This window comes from Pseudomonas sp. lyk4-R2A-8, assembly GCF_030209095.1.
Taxonomy (GTDB): Bacteria; Pseudomonadota; Gammaproteobacteria; order Pseudomonadales; family Pseudomonadaceae; genus Aquipseudomonas; species Aquipseudomonas quebecensis.
In genome coordinates this window covers 1-15,452 of record NZ_JARVSS010000023.1, presented here as the reverse complement: position 1 = coordinate 15,452, position 15,452 = coordinate 1, and the positions used below count along the sequence as shown (strand labels likewise).

14 protein-coding genes and 1 pseudogene are annotated in these 15,452 nt (G+C 62.7%); 9 read left to right on the top strand and 6 right to left on the bottom strand.

All coding sequences use genetic code 11. The annotated features are described in order from the left end of the window. Positions 1 to 247 precede the first annotated feature (247 nt). The 5 genes and pseudogenes from QRN10_RS20820 to QRN10_RS20800 all read left to right on the top strand — a co-directional run. Positions 248 to 730, top strand: coding sequence for a sigma-70 family RNA polymerase sigma factor (locus QRN10_RS20820; RefSeq protein ID WP_181081798.1), 483 nt, complete (start codon positions 248 to 250; stop codon positions 728 to 730). Between the two features lie 119 nt (positions 731 to 849). After that, a complete protein-coding gene (locus tag QRN10_RS20815; RefSeq protein ID WP_181081797.1) occupies positions 850 to 2,187 on the top strand; it encodes a lysine N(6)-hydroxylase/L-ornithine N(5)-oxygenase family protein in 1,338 nt (445 codons plus the stop codon). Positions 2,188 to 2,264: 77 nt separating this feature from the next. Continuing rightward, positions 2,265 to 3,485, top strand: a complete 1,221-nt coding sequence (locus QRN10_RS20810) for a putative DNA modification/repair radical SAM protein (RefSeq protein WP_181081796.1) — start codon at positions 2,265 to 2,267, stop codon at positions 3,483 to 3,485. Next, the gene (locus QRN10_RS20805; protein WP_285429027.1) at positions 3,482 to 4,315 is read left to right on the top strand and encodes a TIGR03915 family putative DNA repair protein; all 834 of its coding nucleotides are present in this window, start codon (positions 3,482 to 3,484) and stop codon (positions 4,313 to 4,315) included. Before QRN10_RS20810 ends, QRN10_RS20805 begins: the two co-directional genes overlap by 4 nt. Before the next feature lie 12 nt (positions 4,316 to 4,327). Continuing rightward, positions 4,328 to 4,777: pseudogene (locus tag QRN10_RS20800) on the top strand (GNAT family N-acetyltransferase); the annotation flags it as partial. A gap of 196 nt (positions 4,778 to 4,973) precedes the next feature. Here the strand turns inward: QRN10_RS20800 and QRN10_RS20795 are convergent. The 5 genes from QRN10_RS20795 to QRN10_RS20775 form a co-directional block, all read right to left on the bottom strand. Beyond that, entirely contained in the window at positions 4,974 to 5,993 is a 1,020-nt protein-coding gene (locus QRN10_RS20795; protein ID WP_181081794.1) for a branched-chain amino acid aminotransferase, read from the bottom strand. 182 nt (positions 5,994 to 6,175) lie between these two features. Then, on the bottom strand, positions 6,176 to 7,555 hold the full coding sequence (gene lpdA, locus QRN10_RS20790; protein WP_285429026.1) for a dihydrolipoyl dehydrogenase: 1,380 nt from the start codon (positions 7,553 to 7,555) through the stop codon (positions 6,176 to 6,178). Between the two features lie 4 nt (positions 7,556 to 7,559). Next, positions 7,560 to 8,816 (bottom strand): dihydrolipoamide acetyltransferase family protein, encoded by a 1,257-nt coding sequence (locus tag QRN10_RS20785; RefSeq protein ID WP_253508415.1) that lies wholly within the window; start codon positions 8,814 to 8,816, stop codon positions 7,560 to 7,562. Next, positions 8,817 to 9,875: an alpha-ketoacid dehydrogenase subunit beta gene (locus tag QRN10_RS20780; RefSeq protein ID WP_285429025.1), complete on the bottom strand. Its 1,059-nt coding sequence runs from the start codon at positions 9,873 to 9,875 to the stop codon at positions 8,817 to 8,819. 1 nt (position 9,876) lies between these two features. Next, positions 9,877 to 11,112 carry a 3-methyl-2-oxobutanoate dehydrogenase (2-methylpropanoyl-transferring) subunit alpha gene (locus QRN10_RS20775; RefSeq protein ID WP_285429024.1) on the bottom strand — a complete coding sequence of 412 codons (1,236 nt, stop codon included), beginning with the start codon at positions 11,110 to 11,112 and terminating at the stop codon, positions 9,877 to 9,879. Between the two features lie 195 nt (positions 11,113 to 11,307). On the opposite strand from QRN10_RS20775, the gene bkdR reads away from it, so the two are divergent. Then, positions 11,308 to 11,796 (top strand): Bkd operon transcriptional regulator BkdR, encoded by a 489-nt coding sequence (gene bkdR / locus QRN10_RS20770; protein WP_034137807.1) that lies wholly within the window; start codon positions 11,308 to 11,310, stop codon positions 11,794 to 11,796. A 108-nt stretch (positions 11,797 to 11,904) separates the two neighbouring features. Here the strand turns inward: bkdR and QRN10_RS20765 are convergent, their stop codons facing one another. Continuing rightward, a complete protein-coding gene (locus tag QRN10_RS20765) occupies positions 11,905 to 12,768 on the bottom strand; it encodes an MBL fold metallo-hydrolase (protein ID WP_285429023.1) in 864 nt (287 codons plus the stop codon). A gap of 95 nt (positions 12,769 to 12,863) precedes the next feature. On the opposite strand from QRN10_RS20765, the gene QRN10_RS20760 reads away from it, so the two are divergent. From QRN10_RS20760 to QRN10_RS20750, 3 genes are read left to right on the top strand one after another with little or no spacing between them, the layout of a single operon-like run. Beyond that, positions 12,864 to 13,199: an ArsR/SmtB family transcription factor gene (locus tag QRN10_RS20760; RefSeq protein ID WP_017527038.1), complete on the top strand. Its 336-nt coding sequence runs from the start codon at positions 12,864 to 12,866 to the stop codon at positions 13,197 to 13,199. 51 nt (positions 13,200 to 13,250) lie between these two features. Further along, positions 13,251 to 14,495, top strand: coding sequence for an NAD(P)/FAD-dependent oxidoreductase (locus QRN10_RS20755; RefSeq protein WP_285429022.1), 1,245 nt, complete (start codon positions 13,251 to 13,253; stop codon positions 14,493 to 14,495). Further along, a complete protein-coding gene (locus QRN10_RS20750) occupies positions 14,496 to 15,302 on the top strand; it encodes a sulfite exporter TauE/SafE family protein (protein ID WP_285429021.1) in 807 nt (268 codons plus the stop codon). The last annotated feature ends 150 nt before the right edge of the window (positions 15,303 to 15,452 follow it).

Genomic DNA, 15,452 nt, shown 5'->3' with positions numbered 1-15,452 from the left:
GGGAAAGTCGAGGCGCGGTTGCGCAGAGCTGACAGTTAAACGAGATAAACGCGCGAGGATTTAAGCGGTTACACACGCTGTTACAGGGCTTGCGGCTAAAAAAAACCGCTGTCGAGGCAAGACTGCTTTAAAAGTAGATGAGAATTACTATAAATTGCACCTACCCAAACTGCCATTATCCAATGGCATCCTTCTGCGGGCCCGAGCACGCTCGTGTCCGCAATGCGCTTTCAAGATGTCGGGAGTCATGTTGGAAAACTACTATCGCGAGCTGGTGTGTTTCCTCAACGCCAAGCTGGGCAACCGTCAGGTGGCCGAAGATGTGGTGCATGACGCTTATGTGCGGGTACTGGAACGCTCCAGCGACACCCCCATCGAACAACCTCGTGCCTTTTTGTACCGCACGGCGCTGAACCTGGTGATCGACGGCCATCGGCGCAACGCCCTGCGCCAGGTCGAGCCGCTGGACGTGCTGGACAGCGAAGAACGTTTCGCCCCCGGCACCCCGCACGCCTGCCACGATCAGGGCCAGCGCCTGGCGCTGCTCGAACGTGCCCTGGCCGAACTGCCGGCGGCCTGTCGCGAGAGTTTCATGTTGCGCAAGCTCGATGGCCTGAGCCACCTGCAAATCGCCGAACGCTTGTGTATTTCCCGCGCCCTGGTGGAAAAACACATCGTCAATGCCATGAAGCACTGCCGCGTGCGGATGCGCGAGTGGGACGCGCACTGATCCATCATCAGTTAAATTTTATTTCACTGTCCTCGTTTCCTATCAACACATGACCTGTTGTGCAGGTCTCGAAGGTATTCCCGCCCCACCGCCACGGGGCTTATCCAGAGGACACTGGAATGACACAGGCAATTGCTTCGCCCGCGGTTCACGACCTGATCGGCATCGGTTTCGGCCCTTCGAACCTGGCGCTGGCCATCGCCCTGCAAGAGCGCGAGAAGGCGCAGGGCAAACTGGATGTGCTGTTTTTGGACAAACAGGCCGACTATCGCTGGCACGGCAATACCCTGGTGACCCAGAGCGAACTGCAGATTTCCTTCCTCAAGGACCTGGTGACCCTGCGCAACCCCACCAGCCCATACTCCTTCGTCAATTACCTCAAGGCCCACGGCCGCCTGGTGGACTTTATCAACCTCGGCACCTTCTACCCGTGCCGCATGGAGTTCAACGACTACCTGCGATGGGTGGCCGGGCACTTCCAGGCCCAGGCCCGTTATGGTGAGGAAGTGCTGGCCATCGAGCCGATCCTGCATCAGCAGCAGGTCGAGGCGCTGCGGGTGATTTCCCGCGATGCGCTGGGCGAGCAGCATGTGCGCACCACCCGCTCGGTGGTGGTCAGCGCCGGCGGTACGCCACGGATTCCCGACAGCTTCAAGGCACTCAAGGGCGATAGCCGCGTGTTCCACCACTCCCAGTACCTGGAGCGCATGGCCAACCAGCCCTGCGTGCAGGGCAAGCCGATGCGCATCGCGATCATCGGCGGCGGCCAGAGCGCGGCCGAGGCGTTTATCGACCTCAACGACAGCTTCCCCTCGGTGCAGGTGGATATGATCCTGCGCGGTTCGGCGCTCAAGCCGGCGGATGACAGCCCGTTCGTCAACGAAGTGTTCTCGCCGGCGTTCACCGACCTGGTGTTCCAGCAGGTCGGCGCCGAGCGTGAGCGGCTGGTGGCGGAGTACCAGAACACCAACTATTCGGTGGTGGACCTGGACCTGATCGAGCGTATCTACGGCATTTTCTATCGTCAGAAAGTCTCCGGCGTTGCGCGCCAGGCCTTCCGCACCATGACCGTGGTCGAGAAGGCCGCACCCGGCCCGCTGGGCATCGAACTGACCCTGCGCAATAACGCCACGGGTGAAACCAGCGTCAATCACTACGACGCGGTCATCCTGGCCACCGGCTATGAGCGTCAGATGCACCGCGAACTGCTGGCGCCGCTGGAAGCGTACATGGGCGATTTCGAAGTGAGCCGCGACTACCGCATCGTCACCGATGAGCGCTGCAATGCCGGTATCTACATCCAGGGCTTCAGCCAGGCCAGCCATGGTTTGAGCGATACGTTGCTGTCGGTCTTGCCGATTCGCGCGGATGAGATTGCGGCGTCGCTGTATGCGCTGGACCGTGGGCGCGACACAGGGCGGTCGATACAGGATTTGCTGCTGGCCACCGCGAGCTGAGCTCGCACCTACGGACGGTACTTGTGACAAAGGGTTACCGCTGATACTGTACAAAAAACCAGTATCGGTAACCCGCCATGCAGTTGATCGAAAAACTCAGCATCCTCGCCGACGCCGCCAAGTACGACGCGTCCTGCGCCAGCAGCGGCGCGCCCAAGCGCAGCTCCGAGGGCAAGGCGGGGCTGGGTTCCACCGATGGCATGGGCATTTGTCACAGCTATACGCCTGACGGGCGCTGTGTGTCGCTGCTCAAGGTGCTGCTCACCAACTTCTGCCTCTACGACTGTCAATACTGCGTCAACCGCCGCTCCAGCGACGTGCCGCGTGCGCGGTTCAGTCCGGAGGAGGTGGTCACCCTGACCCTGGATTTCTACCGGCGCAATTGCGTCAGCGGGCTGTTCCTCAGCTCCGGCATTATCCGTTCGGCCGACTACACCATGGAGCAGCTTGTTCGGGTGGCGAAACTGCTGCGCGAGGAGCATGACTTTCGCGGTTATATCCACCTCAAGACCATCCCCGAAGCCGACCCGGCGCTGATTGCCGAGGCCGGGCGTTATGCCGATCGTCTGAGCGTGAATATCGAACTGCCCACCGATGCCAGCCTGCAGACGCTGGCGCCGGAGAAGCAGATCGGCTCGATCAAGCAGGCCATGCAGACCATCTACACCGGCGAGCAGACGGTGCTCAACGAACCTCGCGCGCCGCGTTTCGCCCCGGCCGGGCAGAGCACGCAGATGATCGTCGGCGCCGACGACACCGACGACAGCACCATCCTGCATGGCGCCGAAGCGCTGTACGGCCACTTCAAGCTGCGCCGCGTCTACTACTCGGCGTTCAGCCCCATTCCCAACAGCCCGAAAAGCGTACCCCTGGCCGCGCCGCCGCTGATGCGCGAACACCGCCTGTACCAGGCCGACTTCCTGCTGCGCAGCTACGGCTTCAGCGCCGGCGAATTGTTCGAAGGCCCCGGTCACCTGGCACTGGATATCGACCCCAAGCTGGCCTGGGCCCTGGAGCATCGCGAGGTGTTCCCTCTGGACCTCAACCGCGCCGAACCGACCTTGATCGCGCGTATTCCCGGTATCGGCCTGCGCACCACCCAGCGCCTGGTGGACCTGCGCCGCGAGCGCAAAATCCGCTTTGAAGACCTGGCCCGCATGCGTTGCGTGCTGGCCAAGGCCAAGCCGTTTTTCATCACCAGCGACTACCACCCGCAGCAGGCGGACAGCACCAGCGTGTTGCTGCGCGAGCAACTGCGGGACCGCCCGCAGCCGCAGCAGATGGGGCTGTGGGGATGATCAGCCTGGAATGCGACAACCTGTTCGACACCTGGCGCGAACAGGCGCGCTGGTTACTCAGCCATCAAGTCGACCCCAGCCAGGTGAGTTGGGGCGAGGCGCAGGCGGCGGATCTGTTTGCCACCGATGAGCCGATCCCTGCCGGGCCGGGGCCGTTTCAGGCGCGTATTCCCAAGGCACTGCTCGAACTGCTGGAGTCGGCCGCCTGCTACCACGGCGACCAACGCTGGAGCCTGTTGTATGAAGTGCTGTGGCGCGTCAGCCACGGCGACCGCACCGCGATGCTGGCCGGCGACAAACTGGGCAGCGAGTTGCAGCGGCGGATCAAGCAGGTCAGCCGTGAAGCGCACCACCTGCACGCGTTCGTGCGCTTTGTCGCGCTGCCGCCGGAGGCTGGGCCGGAACTGCCGGAATACGTAGCCTGGCATGAACCCGCCCACGACATTCTGAAATCGGCCAGCCAGCACTTTATCGGGCGCATGGGCCGTCATCGCTGGATGATCGCCACACCGTTGGACGGCGTGTATTACGATGGTGCACAGCTGGTTCATCAACGCCATTGCCCCGAAGCCTGGCAGCAACTGGCGCAGAACGTCGAAGACCCTCACAGCGCCATGTGGCTGACGTATTACAGCCATATATTCAACCCGGCGCGGTTGAACCCCAAGGTGATGGAAGGGCACCTGCCCAGTCGTTTCTGGAAAAACCTGCCGGAGGGCAAGCTGATCCCAAGCTTGATCAGCGAAGCGCGAACGGGGAAGCAGAAGGATGGTCAGGCCAAGATGATCGGCAGCAGGCCCGGTAAGCGTATTGCCAGCGGGCAAGGTTAAACAGGAGGGATCATGTCTACCGTCGTACGTCTCGCCCAGCCCGACGATGCCGAGGGGGTCAGCCAGGTCATCCTGGCGGCCTTGTACGGCAGTAATGCACAGGATTATCCGGCGCAGGTGATTGCCCGGGTGGCGGGTAACTTCACGCCGGAGGCGGTGCTGGACCTCTTCGCGCGTCGTATGGTGCTGGTGGCGGTTCAGGGGCGGGTGATCGTCGGCACCGCTGCGCTGGATGCCAAAGTGGTGCGCTCGGTGTTCGTCAACCCGACGCGGCAAGGGCAGGGCATTGGCCGGTTATTGATGAGTGAAATCGAACTGCGCGCGGGGGAAGCGGGGGTGACAACGCTGAGTGTGCCGTCCTCGCTGACGGCCGAGCCGTTTTACGCCAGGCTGGGGTTTCGCACGGTACGTGAGGTCGATCACGGCAGTGAGCGCACCTTGGTGATGGAGAAGGCGCTGTTGCCGTGCGATGCCTGAGCACATCGGAAAGTAAATGTGGGAGGAGGCTTGCGCTATATGAGAATCCAAACGCCCTCCTCAGTTAACTGAAAGAACCGGCTCGAATGTGGGAGGGGGCTTGCCCCCGATGCGGTGTATCAGTCAACAGATTCATTGACTGAGCCACTGCTATCGGGGGCAAGCCCCCTCCCACAGGCGGTTAGACCTTTACGATCCAGCCGGCAGGTGCTTCGACGTCGCCGGTCTGCACGCCGGTCAGCTCTTTGTAGAGCTTCTGGGTGATCGGGCCGACTTCGGTTTCGCTGTGGAACACATGCAGCTTGCCGTTGTACTGGATGCCGCCGATCGGCGAGATTACTGCGGCGGTGCCGCAGGCGCCGGCTTCCTTGAACTGGTCCAGTTTGTCGATGAACACTTCGCCCTCGACCACTTCCAGGCCCAGGCGGGTCTGGGCCAGTTCGATCAGCGACAGGCGGGTGATGCCTGGCAGCACCGAAGGCGACTTCGGCGTGATGAACTGGTTGTCGTGGGTGATCCCGAAGAAGTTGGCCGAACCGACTTCTTCGATTTTCGAGTGGGTCATCGGATCCAGATAGATCGCGTCGGCAAAACCGGATTTCTTCGCTTCCGAGCCCGGCATCAGGCTGGCGGCGTAGTTGCCACCGACCTTGGCCGCGCCGGTGCCTTGTGGCGCGGCGCGGTCGAAGGTGGAGATCTGGAAGTTGTGGGGCACCAGGCCGCCCTTGAAGTAGGCGCCGACCGGGATGCAGAACACCGAGAAGATGAATTCGGGCGCGGTGCGTACGCCGATGTTGTCACCGGTGCCGATCACGAACGGACGCAGGTACAGCGCGCCGCCGCTGCCGTACGGCGGGATGAACCGCTCGTTGGCCTTGACCACTTGCTTGCAGGCGTCGATGAACGCGTCGGTCGGTACGTGGGGCATCAGCAGGCGCGCGCAGCTGCGTTGCATGCGGGCGGCGTTCTGGTCCGGGCGGAACAGGTTGATCGAGCCGTCTTTGCAACGGTAGGCCTTGAGGCCTTCAAAGCACTGCTGACCATAGTGCAGGGCGGTGGAGCCCTCGCTGATGTGCAGCACATTGTCGTCGGTCAGGGTGCCGGCTTGCCATTCGCCGTTTTTCCAGGTCTGGAGAAACCGCTTGTCGGTCTTGATGTAGTCAAAACCCAGCTTGTCCCAATTGATGCTTTCGTTACCCATGACACCCTCTATCTCTGGTCAAGTCGGATTTTTTTCTGGATGGGCGCAACAATACTTCATTCTTGGCTCGTGTGGGAGCAGGTGGGCGGACCATCCGACATCTGTATTGGCTGATCCGCCGCTATCGCGGGCAAGGCCGGCTCCCACAGCTGATTGCATCTCAAGGGTGGGAGCTGGGTTGCCTACAGATGCAGCGCGTGGCCCAGCGCCCGCAATGCCGCTTCCTGCACAGCCTCACCGAGGGTCGGGTGCGCGTGAATGGTGCCGGCCATGTCTTCCAGGCGCGCGCCCATTTCCAGGCTCAGGCCGAAGGCCGTGGACAGTTCGGACACACCCACACCCACAGCCTGCCAGCCGACGATCAGATGGTTGTCCCGCCGCGCCACCACCCGCACGAAGCCGGTTTTCGACTCCAGCGTCATCGCCCGGCCATTGGCCGCGAACGGGAAGCTCGACACAATGCAATCCAGTCCCGCCGCCTTGGCATCGTCGGGCGTTTTGCCGACCACCACCAGTTCCGGGTCGGTAAAGCACACCGCCGGGATCGCCGCCGGGTTGAACTCGCGGTGCAGGCCGCTGATCAGTTCGGCAACCATTTCGCCCTGGGCCATGGCTCGGTGCGCCAGCATCGGCTCGCCGCTCAGGTCGCCGATGGCATACACATTGCGCATGCTGGTCTGGCAGCGGCTGTCGATCCTGATCGCCGCGCCGTTCATATCCAGGTTCAGCGCTTCGAGGTTCCAGCCCTGGGTGTTGGGTTTGCGACCCACCGCGACCAGCACCTGGTCGGTGGCCAATGACAAGGTGTCGCCGTTGGGGTCACGAACCTGCAGGTTGCCGTCGGCAAACCCGGTGACGCTGTGCTTGAGGTACAGCGTTACCCCCAGTTGCTTGAGGGATTCGGCCACCGGCTGGGTCAGCTCGCCGTCGTAGGCGGGCAGGATGCGATCCTGCGCCTCTACTACGCTGACCTGCGCCCCGAGCTTGCGGTAGGCGATTCCCAGTTCCAGGCCGATATAACCACCGCCCACTACGATCATGCGTTTGGGCACGCGGGTCGGCGCCAGGGCTTCGGTAGACGAGATAATCGGCCCACCGATGGGCAGCATCGGCAGGTTGACGCTTGTGGAACCGGTGGCCAGCAGCAGGTGTTCGCACTGGATGCGTTGCTCGCCGACATCGACGGTCTTGCCGTCGACTACCTTGGCCCAGCCGTGTATCACCTGCACCTTGTGCTTCTTGAGCAAGGCTGCGACGCCGGTGGTCAGGCGGTCGACGATGCCGTCCTTCCATTCCACGCTTTTGCGGATGTCCAGTGTCGGCACGTCCACTTCTATGCCCAGCGGCGAGCCCTGGCTGTGATGCACGCTTTGCTGGAATTGCTCGGCCACATGGATCAAGGCCTTGGACGGGATACAGCCGATATTCAGGCAAGTGCCCCCCAATGCCTGGGCTTCCACCAGGATGGTCGGGATGCCCAGTTGACCGGCGCGGATCGCCGCGACATAACCGCCGGGGCCGCCGCCGATGATCAGCAGGGTGGTATGCGTAATGTGTGTCATGCCCTTACTCCAGGAACAGGCTGGCGGGTTGTTCGAGCAGGCCGCGAATGGCCTGGATGAATTGCGCCGCGTCCATGCCATCGACCACGCGGTGATCGAAGGAGCTGGAGAGGTTCATCATCTTGCGAATCACGATCTGGCCCTTGATCACCATCGGCCGTTCGACGATGCGATTGACGCCGACGATGGCCACCTCCGGCAGGTTCAGCACCGGCGTGCTGACGATACCGCCCAACGCGCCGAGGCTGGTCAGGGTGATGCTGGAACCGGACAACTCTTCACGGCTGGCCTTGCCATTGCGCGCGGCCGTGGCCAGGCGCGCGATTTCTTCGGCGGTGCCCCACAGGTTGCGGGCTTCGGCATGCCGCACCACCGGCACCATCAGGCCGATGTCGCTCTGGGTGGCGACGCCCACATGCACCGCGCCGAGGCGGGTGATGACCTGGGCTTCGTCGTCGTAACGCGCATTGATCTGCGGAAAATCGCGCAGCGCCACGACCATGGCGCGCACGATAAACGGCAACAGGGTCAGCTTGCCGCGTGTGGCACCGTGTTTTTCGTTAAGGTGCACGCGCAGCTCGTCCAGCGCGGTGACGTCGATTTCTTCCACATAGCTGAAATGCGCCGCGCGCCGGGTGGCGTCCTGCATGCGCTGGGCGATTTTGCGGCGCATGCCGATCACCGGGATCTGTTCTTCGTCGTGGCGTTCGGCGTAAGAGGCGGCAGCGGTTTTATGTTGCGTCGCAGGCTGGAGCAAGTAAGCGTCCAAATCTTCGTGCAGAATGCGGCCCGCCGGGCCAGAGCCTTGGACCAGGCGCAGCGGGATGCCGGCATCCAGCGCATGCTTGCGCACGGCGGGGGAGGCCAGCGGGCGTTCGTCGGCTTCGCGGGCTACCGGGGCTTGCGCTGGAGCCTGAGTTGGTGCGGGTTTGCTTTGGACCGGGGCTGGCTTGGCTTCAACGACGGGAGCGGCCTTCACCGGTTCAGCCTCGACCGGCACGTCCTTGGCATTGCCCGCGCCTTCCACTTCAATGCTGATCAGAATACTTCCCACGGCCATGACTTCGCCCGGCGCGCCGCCGAGGGCGATCACCTTGCCGTGCACCGGCGAGGGAATATCCACCATCGCCTTGTCGGTCATCACATCCGCCAGCACCTGGTCTTCGACCACCATATCGCCGACGTTCACATGCCACTGCGACAGTTCTACTTCCGCGATGCCTTCGCCAATGTCCGGCATCTTGATAACGTGCGTGCCCATTCAGACCTCCATGACCCGTTGCAGCGCCGCGCCCACACGGGACGGCCCAGGGAAATACGCCCACTCCTGCGCGTGCGGGTAGGGGGTGTCCCACCCGGTGACGCGTTCGATCGGCGCTTCCAGGTGGTGGAAGCAATGCTCCTGCACCAGCGCTACCAGCTCGGCGCCAAAGCCACAGGTGCGCGTGGCTTCATGCACCACCACGCAACGGCCGGTCTTTTTCACCGATTTGACGATGGTTTCCAGGTCCAGCGGCCACAGGCTGCGCAGGTCGATGACTTCGGCGTCGATGCCGGATTCCTCGGCGGCCACCTGGGACACATACACGGTGGTGCCGTAGGTCAGCACGGTGACGGCCGAGCCCGGACGCACAATGGCGGCCACGTCCAGCGGCACGGTGTAGTAACCGTCCGGCACTTGGGCTTGCGGGTGTTTCGACCACGGGGTGACAGGGCGGTCGTGATGGCCGTCGAACGGGCCGTTGTACAGGCGCTTGGGTTCGAGGAAGATCACCGGGTCATCGTTTTCGATGGAGGCGATCAGCAGGCCCTTGGCGTCATACGGGTTGGACGGCATCACTGTGCGCAGGCCGCAGACCTGGGTGAACACCGCTTCGATACTTTGGCTGTGAGTCTGGCCGCCATAGATGCCGCCGCCGCAGGGCATGCGCATGGTCAGCGGCGCGGTGAACTGGCCGGCGGAGCGATAACGCAGGCGCGCGGCTTCGGAGATGATCTGGTCGGTGGCGGGGTAGACGTAGTCGGCGAACTGGATCTCGGCCACCGGGCGCAAACCATAGGCGCCCATGCCCACCGCCACGCCGACGATGCCGCTTTCGGAGATCGGCGCGTCAAATACCCGCGAAGTGCCGTACTTGCTCTGCAGGCCTTCGGTGCAGCGGAACACGCCGCCGAAATAACCGACGTCCTGGCCGAACACCACCACGTTGTCGTCGCGTTCGAGCATCACATCCATGGCCGAGCGCAGGGCCTGGATCATGGTCATGGTGGTGGTGGTCATGGCGGTTTCCACTTCGATGCTGTTGTTGTGATCGTTCATGTCAGATCCCCAACTGCTGACGCTGGCGCTTCAAGTGCTCCGGCATCTCTTTATAGACGTCTTCGAACATGGTCGCGGCGCTTGGGATCTGGCCACCGGCCAGGGTGCCGTACTGTTCGGCTTGTTTTTGCGCGGCGATGACCTCGGCTTCCAGTTCGGCACTGACCGCCGCGTGCTCCTCTTCGGACCACTGGCCAATCCTGATCAGGTGCTGCTTTAGACGGGCAATCGGGTCGCCCAGCGGGAAGTGGCTCCAGTCGTCGGCGGGGCGGTACTTGGATGGATCGTCCGAAGTGGAGTGGGGGCCGGCGCGGTAGGTGACCCATTCGATCAGGGTCGGGCCCAGGTTGCGGCGCGCACGCTCGGCGGCCCAGGCGGAAGCGGCGTACACCGCGATGAAGTCGTTGCCGTCCACACGCAGGGAGGCGATGCCGCAACCGACGCCGCGTCCGGCGAAGGTGGTGGCTTCACCGCCGGCAATGGCCTGGAAGGTGGAGATGGCCCATTGGTTGTTGACCACGTTGAGAATCACCGGCGCGCGGTAGACGTGGGCGAAGGTGAGGGCGGTGTGGAAGTCCGATTCGGCGGTGGCGCCGTCACCGATCCAGGCCGACGCGATCTTGGTATCGCCCTTGATCGCCGACGCCATGCCCCAGCCCACGCCCTGTACGAATTGGGTGGCGAGGTTGCCGGAAATAGTGAAGAAGCCAGCGTCTTTGACCGAGTACATGATCGGCAGCTGACGACCTTTGAGCGGGTCGCGCTCGTTGGACAGCAACTGGCAGATCAGGTCCACCAGCGGCACTTCGCGGGCCATCAGGATGCTTTGCTGGCGGTAGGTGGGGAAACACATGTCGTCGATGTTCAGGGCCAGGGCCTGGGCGCTGCCGATGGCTTCCTCGCCAAGGCTTTGCATGTAGAACGACATTTTTTTCTGACGCTGGGCGACCACCATGCGGTTATCGAAGATCCGTGTCTTGAGCATGGCACGCATGCCCTTGCGCAGGATCTCTACGGGAACCCCTTCGGCCCACGGCCCCAGGGCCTGACCCTGGTCATCGAGCACGCGGATCAGGCCCTTGGCCAGGTCGGCGGTGTCGGCGGGTTCTACGTCGATGGCGGGTTTGCGCACCAGGCCGGCGTCGTTCAGGCGCAGGTAGGTGAAATCGGTCTTGCAGCCTGGGCGGCCCGAGGGTTCGGGAACGTGCAGGCGCAGCGGTTCGTACTGCTGGGTCATGGCTTTCTACGCTCTATCTTGTGAATTTCTTGTAGTGGGCGCGCTAGCTGACAATCAGTCCCCGGATAGGGGAAATCTTGTCCTACAACAATCATAGGCGGGGCGTAGAAGAATATTTATCTGTGTTTCATTGCGCTCATGATCATTTGCGGATAAAAAATCTGCATAAACATAATAAACAGGTGATTTTGTCTCATGCGCAAACTGGACCGTACCGATATCGGCATTCTCAACGCCCTGCAGGAGAACGCGCGGATCACCAACGCCGACCTGGCCCGCTCGGTCAACCTGTCGCCCACGCCGTGTTTCAACCGGGTCAAGGCCATGGAGGAACTGGGCCTGATCCGTGAGCAGGTCACCTTGCTGGATGCCGATCTGCTGGGGTTGCACGTCAACGTGTTTATCCATGTCAGCCTGGAAAAACAGAATGAGCTGGCCCTGCAACAGTTCGAAAGCGCCATCGCCGACCGCCCCGAGGTGATGGAGTGCTACCTGATGGCCGGCGACCCCGACTACCTGATTCGCGTATTGGTGCCGACGATCCAGGCGCTGGAACGTTTCATGATGGACTTTCTGACCAAAGTGCCGGGCGTGGCGAATATCCGCTCCAGCTTTGCGCTCAAGCAGGTGCGCTACAAGACCGCGTTGCCATTGCCCTCCAACGGCATCAGCCTCGGTTCCTGATGCAACCCAGGCACACATGTGGGAGGGGGCTTGCCCCCGATGGCGGTGAATCAGCTAGCGCCAAGCTGCCTGTCACACCGCCATCTTGGGCAACTCGAATCCCGCATTTCAGAGCTGGTTGAGGGGGATCTTCAGGTAGGTCACCCCATTGTCTTCCGCCGGCGGCAGATGCCCGGCCCGTACATTCACCTGGATCGCCGGCAACAACAGCGTCGGCATCCCCAGCCCCGCATCGCGCTGGGTGCGCATCGCCACAAACGCCGCTTCATCCACGCCGTCATGCACATGAATATTGCCTGCGCGCTGTTCGGCTACCGTGGTCAGGCATTTCGCCTCGCGCCCCTGGGGTGGATAGTCATGGCACACGTACAGTTGGGTCTCCAGTGGAAACGCCAGTAATTTGCGCATTGAGGCGTACAACTGTCGCGCATCGCCGCCGGGGAAGTCGCAGCGCGCGGTGCCCACATCCGGCATAAACAGGGTATCGCCGACCAGGATCAACCGACCCTCGATCAGGTAGGCCATGTCCGCCGGGGTATGACCGGGCACATGCAAGGCCTGGGCTTGCAGGCCGCCGATGTGGAAGCACTCGTCCGGGGCGAACAAATGATCGAACTGCGAACCGTCCGCCCGGAATTCCGGCTCCAGGTTAAACAGGTTTTTGAATACGTCCTGCACTTTGCTGATGCACTGGCCGATGGCGATCTTGCCGCCCAGTGTGCGGCGCAGGTAGGGCGCGGCGGACAAGTGGTCGGCGTGGGCATGGGTTTCCAGCAGCCACTGCACCTGCAAACGGTGTTCGTGTACGAATGCGATCACCTTGTCCGCCTGGGTGGTGTCGGTGCGGCCGGAGGCGGGGTCGTAGTTGAGCACCGAATCGACGATGGCGCAGGCGCCGCCGTCCGCTTCGTAGACCACATAGGTATAGGTCGACGACGCCTCGTCCAGAAAGGATTGAATCAACGCTGGCATGGCGGTAGCCCCTGATGCTGGAAAAAAGTGATTACAATCACTTTATATTTAAACATAATGTTTTCAGATTAAGTGACACACAGGACCCGACGCAAATGGAATCTACCTTGAGTGAGGGCGAAGTCGCCCAGTTGCGTGCGTCCGCGTCCAAAGCCTGCGCCTTGCTCAAGGCGTTGGCCAATGAAGACCGCCTGTTGATCCTGTGCCAGTTGACCCAGGGCGAACGCAATGTCGGCGAGCTGGAGACGATGACCGGCGTGCGCCAGCCGACGCTGTCCCAGCAACTGGGCATCCTGCGCGACGAAGGGCTGGTGGCCACCCGTCGCGAAGGCAAATACATTTTCTACGGGCTGGCCAGCCACGAAGTGATTCAAGTGATGAAGACCTTGTCCGGGCTGTACTGCGGCGCGGTCATAAAAAGTTGGGCGTAACGCCATCCGGCGGCGACCCTTGTGTGCATTGACAAAAAAAGGCGATAGACCATGACCGACCAACACTGGGGCCAAACCATCAGTGGCGACATCGTTGTCATCGGCGGCGGCTCGGCGGGCATCGGCCTGCTGGCCAGCCTGCTCAAGCGCGACCCCCATCTGAACATCACCCTGATCGAACCCAGCGACTACCACTGCTACCAACCGGCCTGGACCCTGGTGGGCGGCGGTGCCTACGACCTGGAAAAAACCCGCCGTCCCCTGGCCGACGTATTGCCCAATGGCGTGACCTGGGTGCAGGCCGCCGTCACCGAGGTGCTGCCGGACAGCCAGAGCCTGGTGCTCGACAACGGCCAGCGCGTGACCTGGAACAACCTGGTCGTCTGCCCTGGCCTGCGTCTGGCCTGGGAAAAAATCGAAGGCCTGCAGGACACCCTCGGCCAGCACGGCGTGACCTCCAACTACAGCTACGAGCACGCCGCCTATACCTGGCAGCAGGTCAAGCAACTCAAGGCCGGCAAAGCGCTCTTCACCCAGCCGGCCATTCCGATCAAATGCGCCGGCGCGCCGCAGAAGGCCATGTACCTGTCCTGCGATCACTGGCTCAAGCAAGGCCATCTGAAAAACATCGACGTGGAATTCAACCTGGCCGGCGCGGCGCTGTTCGGCGTGGCGACCTTCGTGCCGCCGTTGATGAAATACGTGGAGAAATACAACGCGCGCCTGGCCTTCAATACCAACCTGGTGAAAGTCGACGGTCCGGCACGCAAAGCCTGGTTTGACGTCAAGGACGCCGAAGGCAACGTCACCCGTGTCGAAAAAACCTTCGACCTGCTGCACGTGGTCCCACCGCAACTGGCGCCGGAGTTTATCCGCAACAGCCCACTGGCCGACGCCGCCGGCTGGTGCGACGTGCACCCGCACAGCCTGCAGCATCAGCGCTATGCGCGTGTCTTCGGCCTGGGCGATGTGTGCGGCACCAGCAATGCCAAGACCGCCGCGGCGGTGCGCAAGCAGATTGTGGTGGTCGCCGAAAACCTGCTGGCCCTGCGCAAACAGGCGCCGCTGCCGCTCAAGTACGACGGCTACGGTTCCTGCCCGCTGACGGTGGAGAAGGGCAAAGTGGTGCTGGCCGAGTTTGGTTACGGTGGCAAGCTGCTGCCGACGTTCGCCCTCGACCCGACGCGGGCACGTCGTTCCATGTGGTTTCTCAAGGCCACGTTGCTGCCATGGTTCTATTGGAACGGCATGCTCAAGGGCCGCGAATGGCTGACCCGCCTGAGCAAGGTGGACTGAATGCTGCTGGCCAGTGTGTTGGGCGTGTTGATGGGCATGGTCATGGGCTTGACCGGCGCCGGTGGCGGCATCCTCGGTGTGCCCGCGTTGGTGCTGGGGCTGGGCCTGAGCATGACCCAGGCCGCGCCGGTGTCGCTGCTCGCGGTGGGCGCGGCGGCGGCGGTGGGGGCGATTGACGGTTTGCGTCATGGCCTGGTGCGTTATCGCGCCGCGTTGCTGATCGCGTTGCTCGGCGCGCTGTTTTCCCCGCTGGGGGTGTTCGTCGCCCACCAGATGCCCGAAGCGCTGCTCAAGGGCCTGTTCAGCGCGTTGATGGTGCTGGTGGCGTGGCGCATGCTGCAACGGGAGAAACTCCAGGCCGGGCCGAGCGACCATGGCGCCGCCTCCTGGGGCCAGAAAAACTGCATGCTCAACCAGCAGACCGGGCGCCTGGCCTGGACCGCCAAATGCACCGCCACCCTGGCCACCCTGGGCGCCATCACCGGTGCGGTGTCGGGTCTGCTCGGCGTGGGCGGTGGCTTTCTGATCGTGCCGGCATTCAAACAGCTTACCGATGTGCAGATGCGCGGCATTGTCGCCACCTCGTTGATGGTGATCAGCCTGATTTCGCTGATCGGCGTGGTCGGCGCATTCCATGCCGGCGTGCGTATCGACGCCGTCGGCTGGGTGTTTATCGCAGCCAGCATCGTCGGCATGCTGGTTGGCCGGCGCCTGTGTTCGGTCATCGCCGCACGCACCCTGCAGGTGGGGTTTGCCAGCCTGTGTGTGGTGGTGGCGATTGGCATGCTGGTCAACGCCTTGCGCTGATCGTTCCCACGCTTGCGTGGGAATGCCGCCCTGGACGCTCCGCGTCCGCTCTTGACGGTCGTGACGCGGAGCGTCACCCGCTGCATTCCCACGCGGAGTGAACTGACCCCCAAAGGTTGGACACAACCTTTGGGGGCGTCATGGGTAAGT

What these genes read in the sequence shown, in the direction of transcription:
- lpdA (WP_285429026.1), bottom strand. Translation starts at nt 7,555, where the DNA reads ATGACACACATTACGCATACCACCCTGCTGATCATCGGCGGCGGCCCC.
- QRN10_RS20775 (WP_285429024.1), bottom strand. Translation starts at nt 11,112, where the DNA reads ATGACCCAGCAGTACGAACCGCTGCGCCTGCACGTTCCCGAACCCTCG.
- QRN10_RS20820 (WP_181081798.1), top strand. Translation starts at nt 248, where the DNA reads ATGTTGGAAAACTACTATCGCGAGCTGGTGTGTTTCCTCAACGCCAAG.
- QRN10_RS20750 (WP_285429021.1), top strand. Translation starts at nt 14,496, where the DNA reads ATGCTGCTGGCCAGTGTGTTGGGCGTGTTGATGGGCATGGTCATGGGC.
- bkdR (WP_034137807.1), top strand. Translation starts at nt 11,308, where the DNA reads ATGCGCAAACTGGACCGTACCGATATCGGCATTCTCAACGCCCTGCAG.
- QRN10_RS20765 (WP_285429023.1), bottom strand. Translation starts at nt 12,768, where the DNA reads ATGCCAGCGTTGATTCAATCCTTTCTGGACGAGGCGTCGTCGACCTAT.
- QRN10_RS20785 (WP_253508415.1), bottom strand. Translation starts at nt 8,816, where the DNA reads ATGGGCACGCACGTTATCAAGATGCCGGACATTGGCGAAGGCATCGCG.
- QRN10_RS20815 (WP_181081797.1), top strand. Translation starts at nt 850, where the DNA reads ATGACACAGGCAATTGCTTCGCCCGCGGTTCACGACCTGATCGGCATC.
- QRN10_RS20760 (WP_017527038.1), top strand. Translation starts at nt 12,864, where the DNA reads ATGGAATCTACCTTGAGTGAGGGCGAAGTCGCCCAGTTGCGTGCGTCC.
- QRN10_RS20805 (WP_285429027.1), top strand. Translation starts at nt 3,482, where the DNA reads ATGATCAGCCTGGAATGCGACAACCTGTTCGACACCTGGCGCGAACAG.
- QRN10_RS20810 (WP_181081796.1), top strand. Translation starts at nt 2,265, where the DNA reads ATGCAGTTGATCGAAAAACTCAGCATCCTCGCCGACGCCGCCAAGTAC.
- QRN10_RS20755 (WP_285429022.1), top strand. Translation starts at nt 13,251, where the DNA reads ATGACCGACCAACACTGGGGCCAAACCATCAGTGGCGACATCGTTGTC.
- QRN10_RS20795 (WP_181081794.1), bottom strand. Translation starts at nt 5,993, where the DNA reads ATGGGTAACGAAAGCATCAATTGGGACAAGCTGGGTTTTGACTACATC.
- QRN10_RS20780 (WP_285429025.1), bottom strand. Translation starts at nt 9,875, where the DNA reads ATGAACGATCACAACAACAGCATCGAAGTGGAAACCGCCATGACCACC.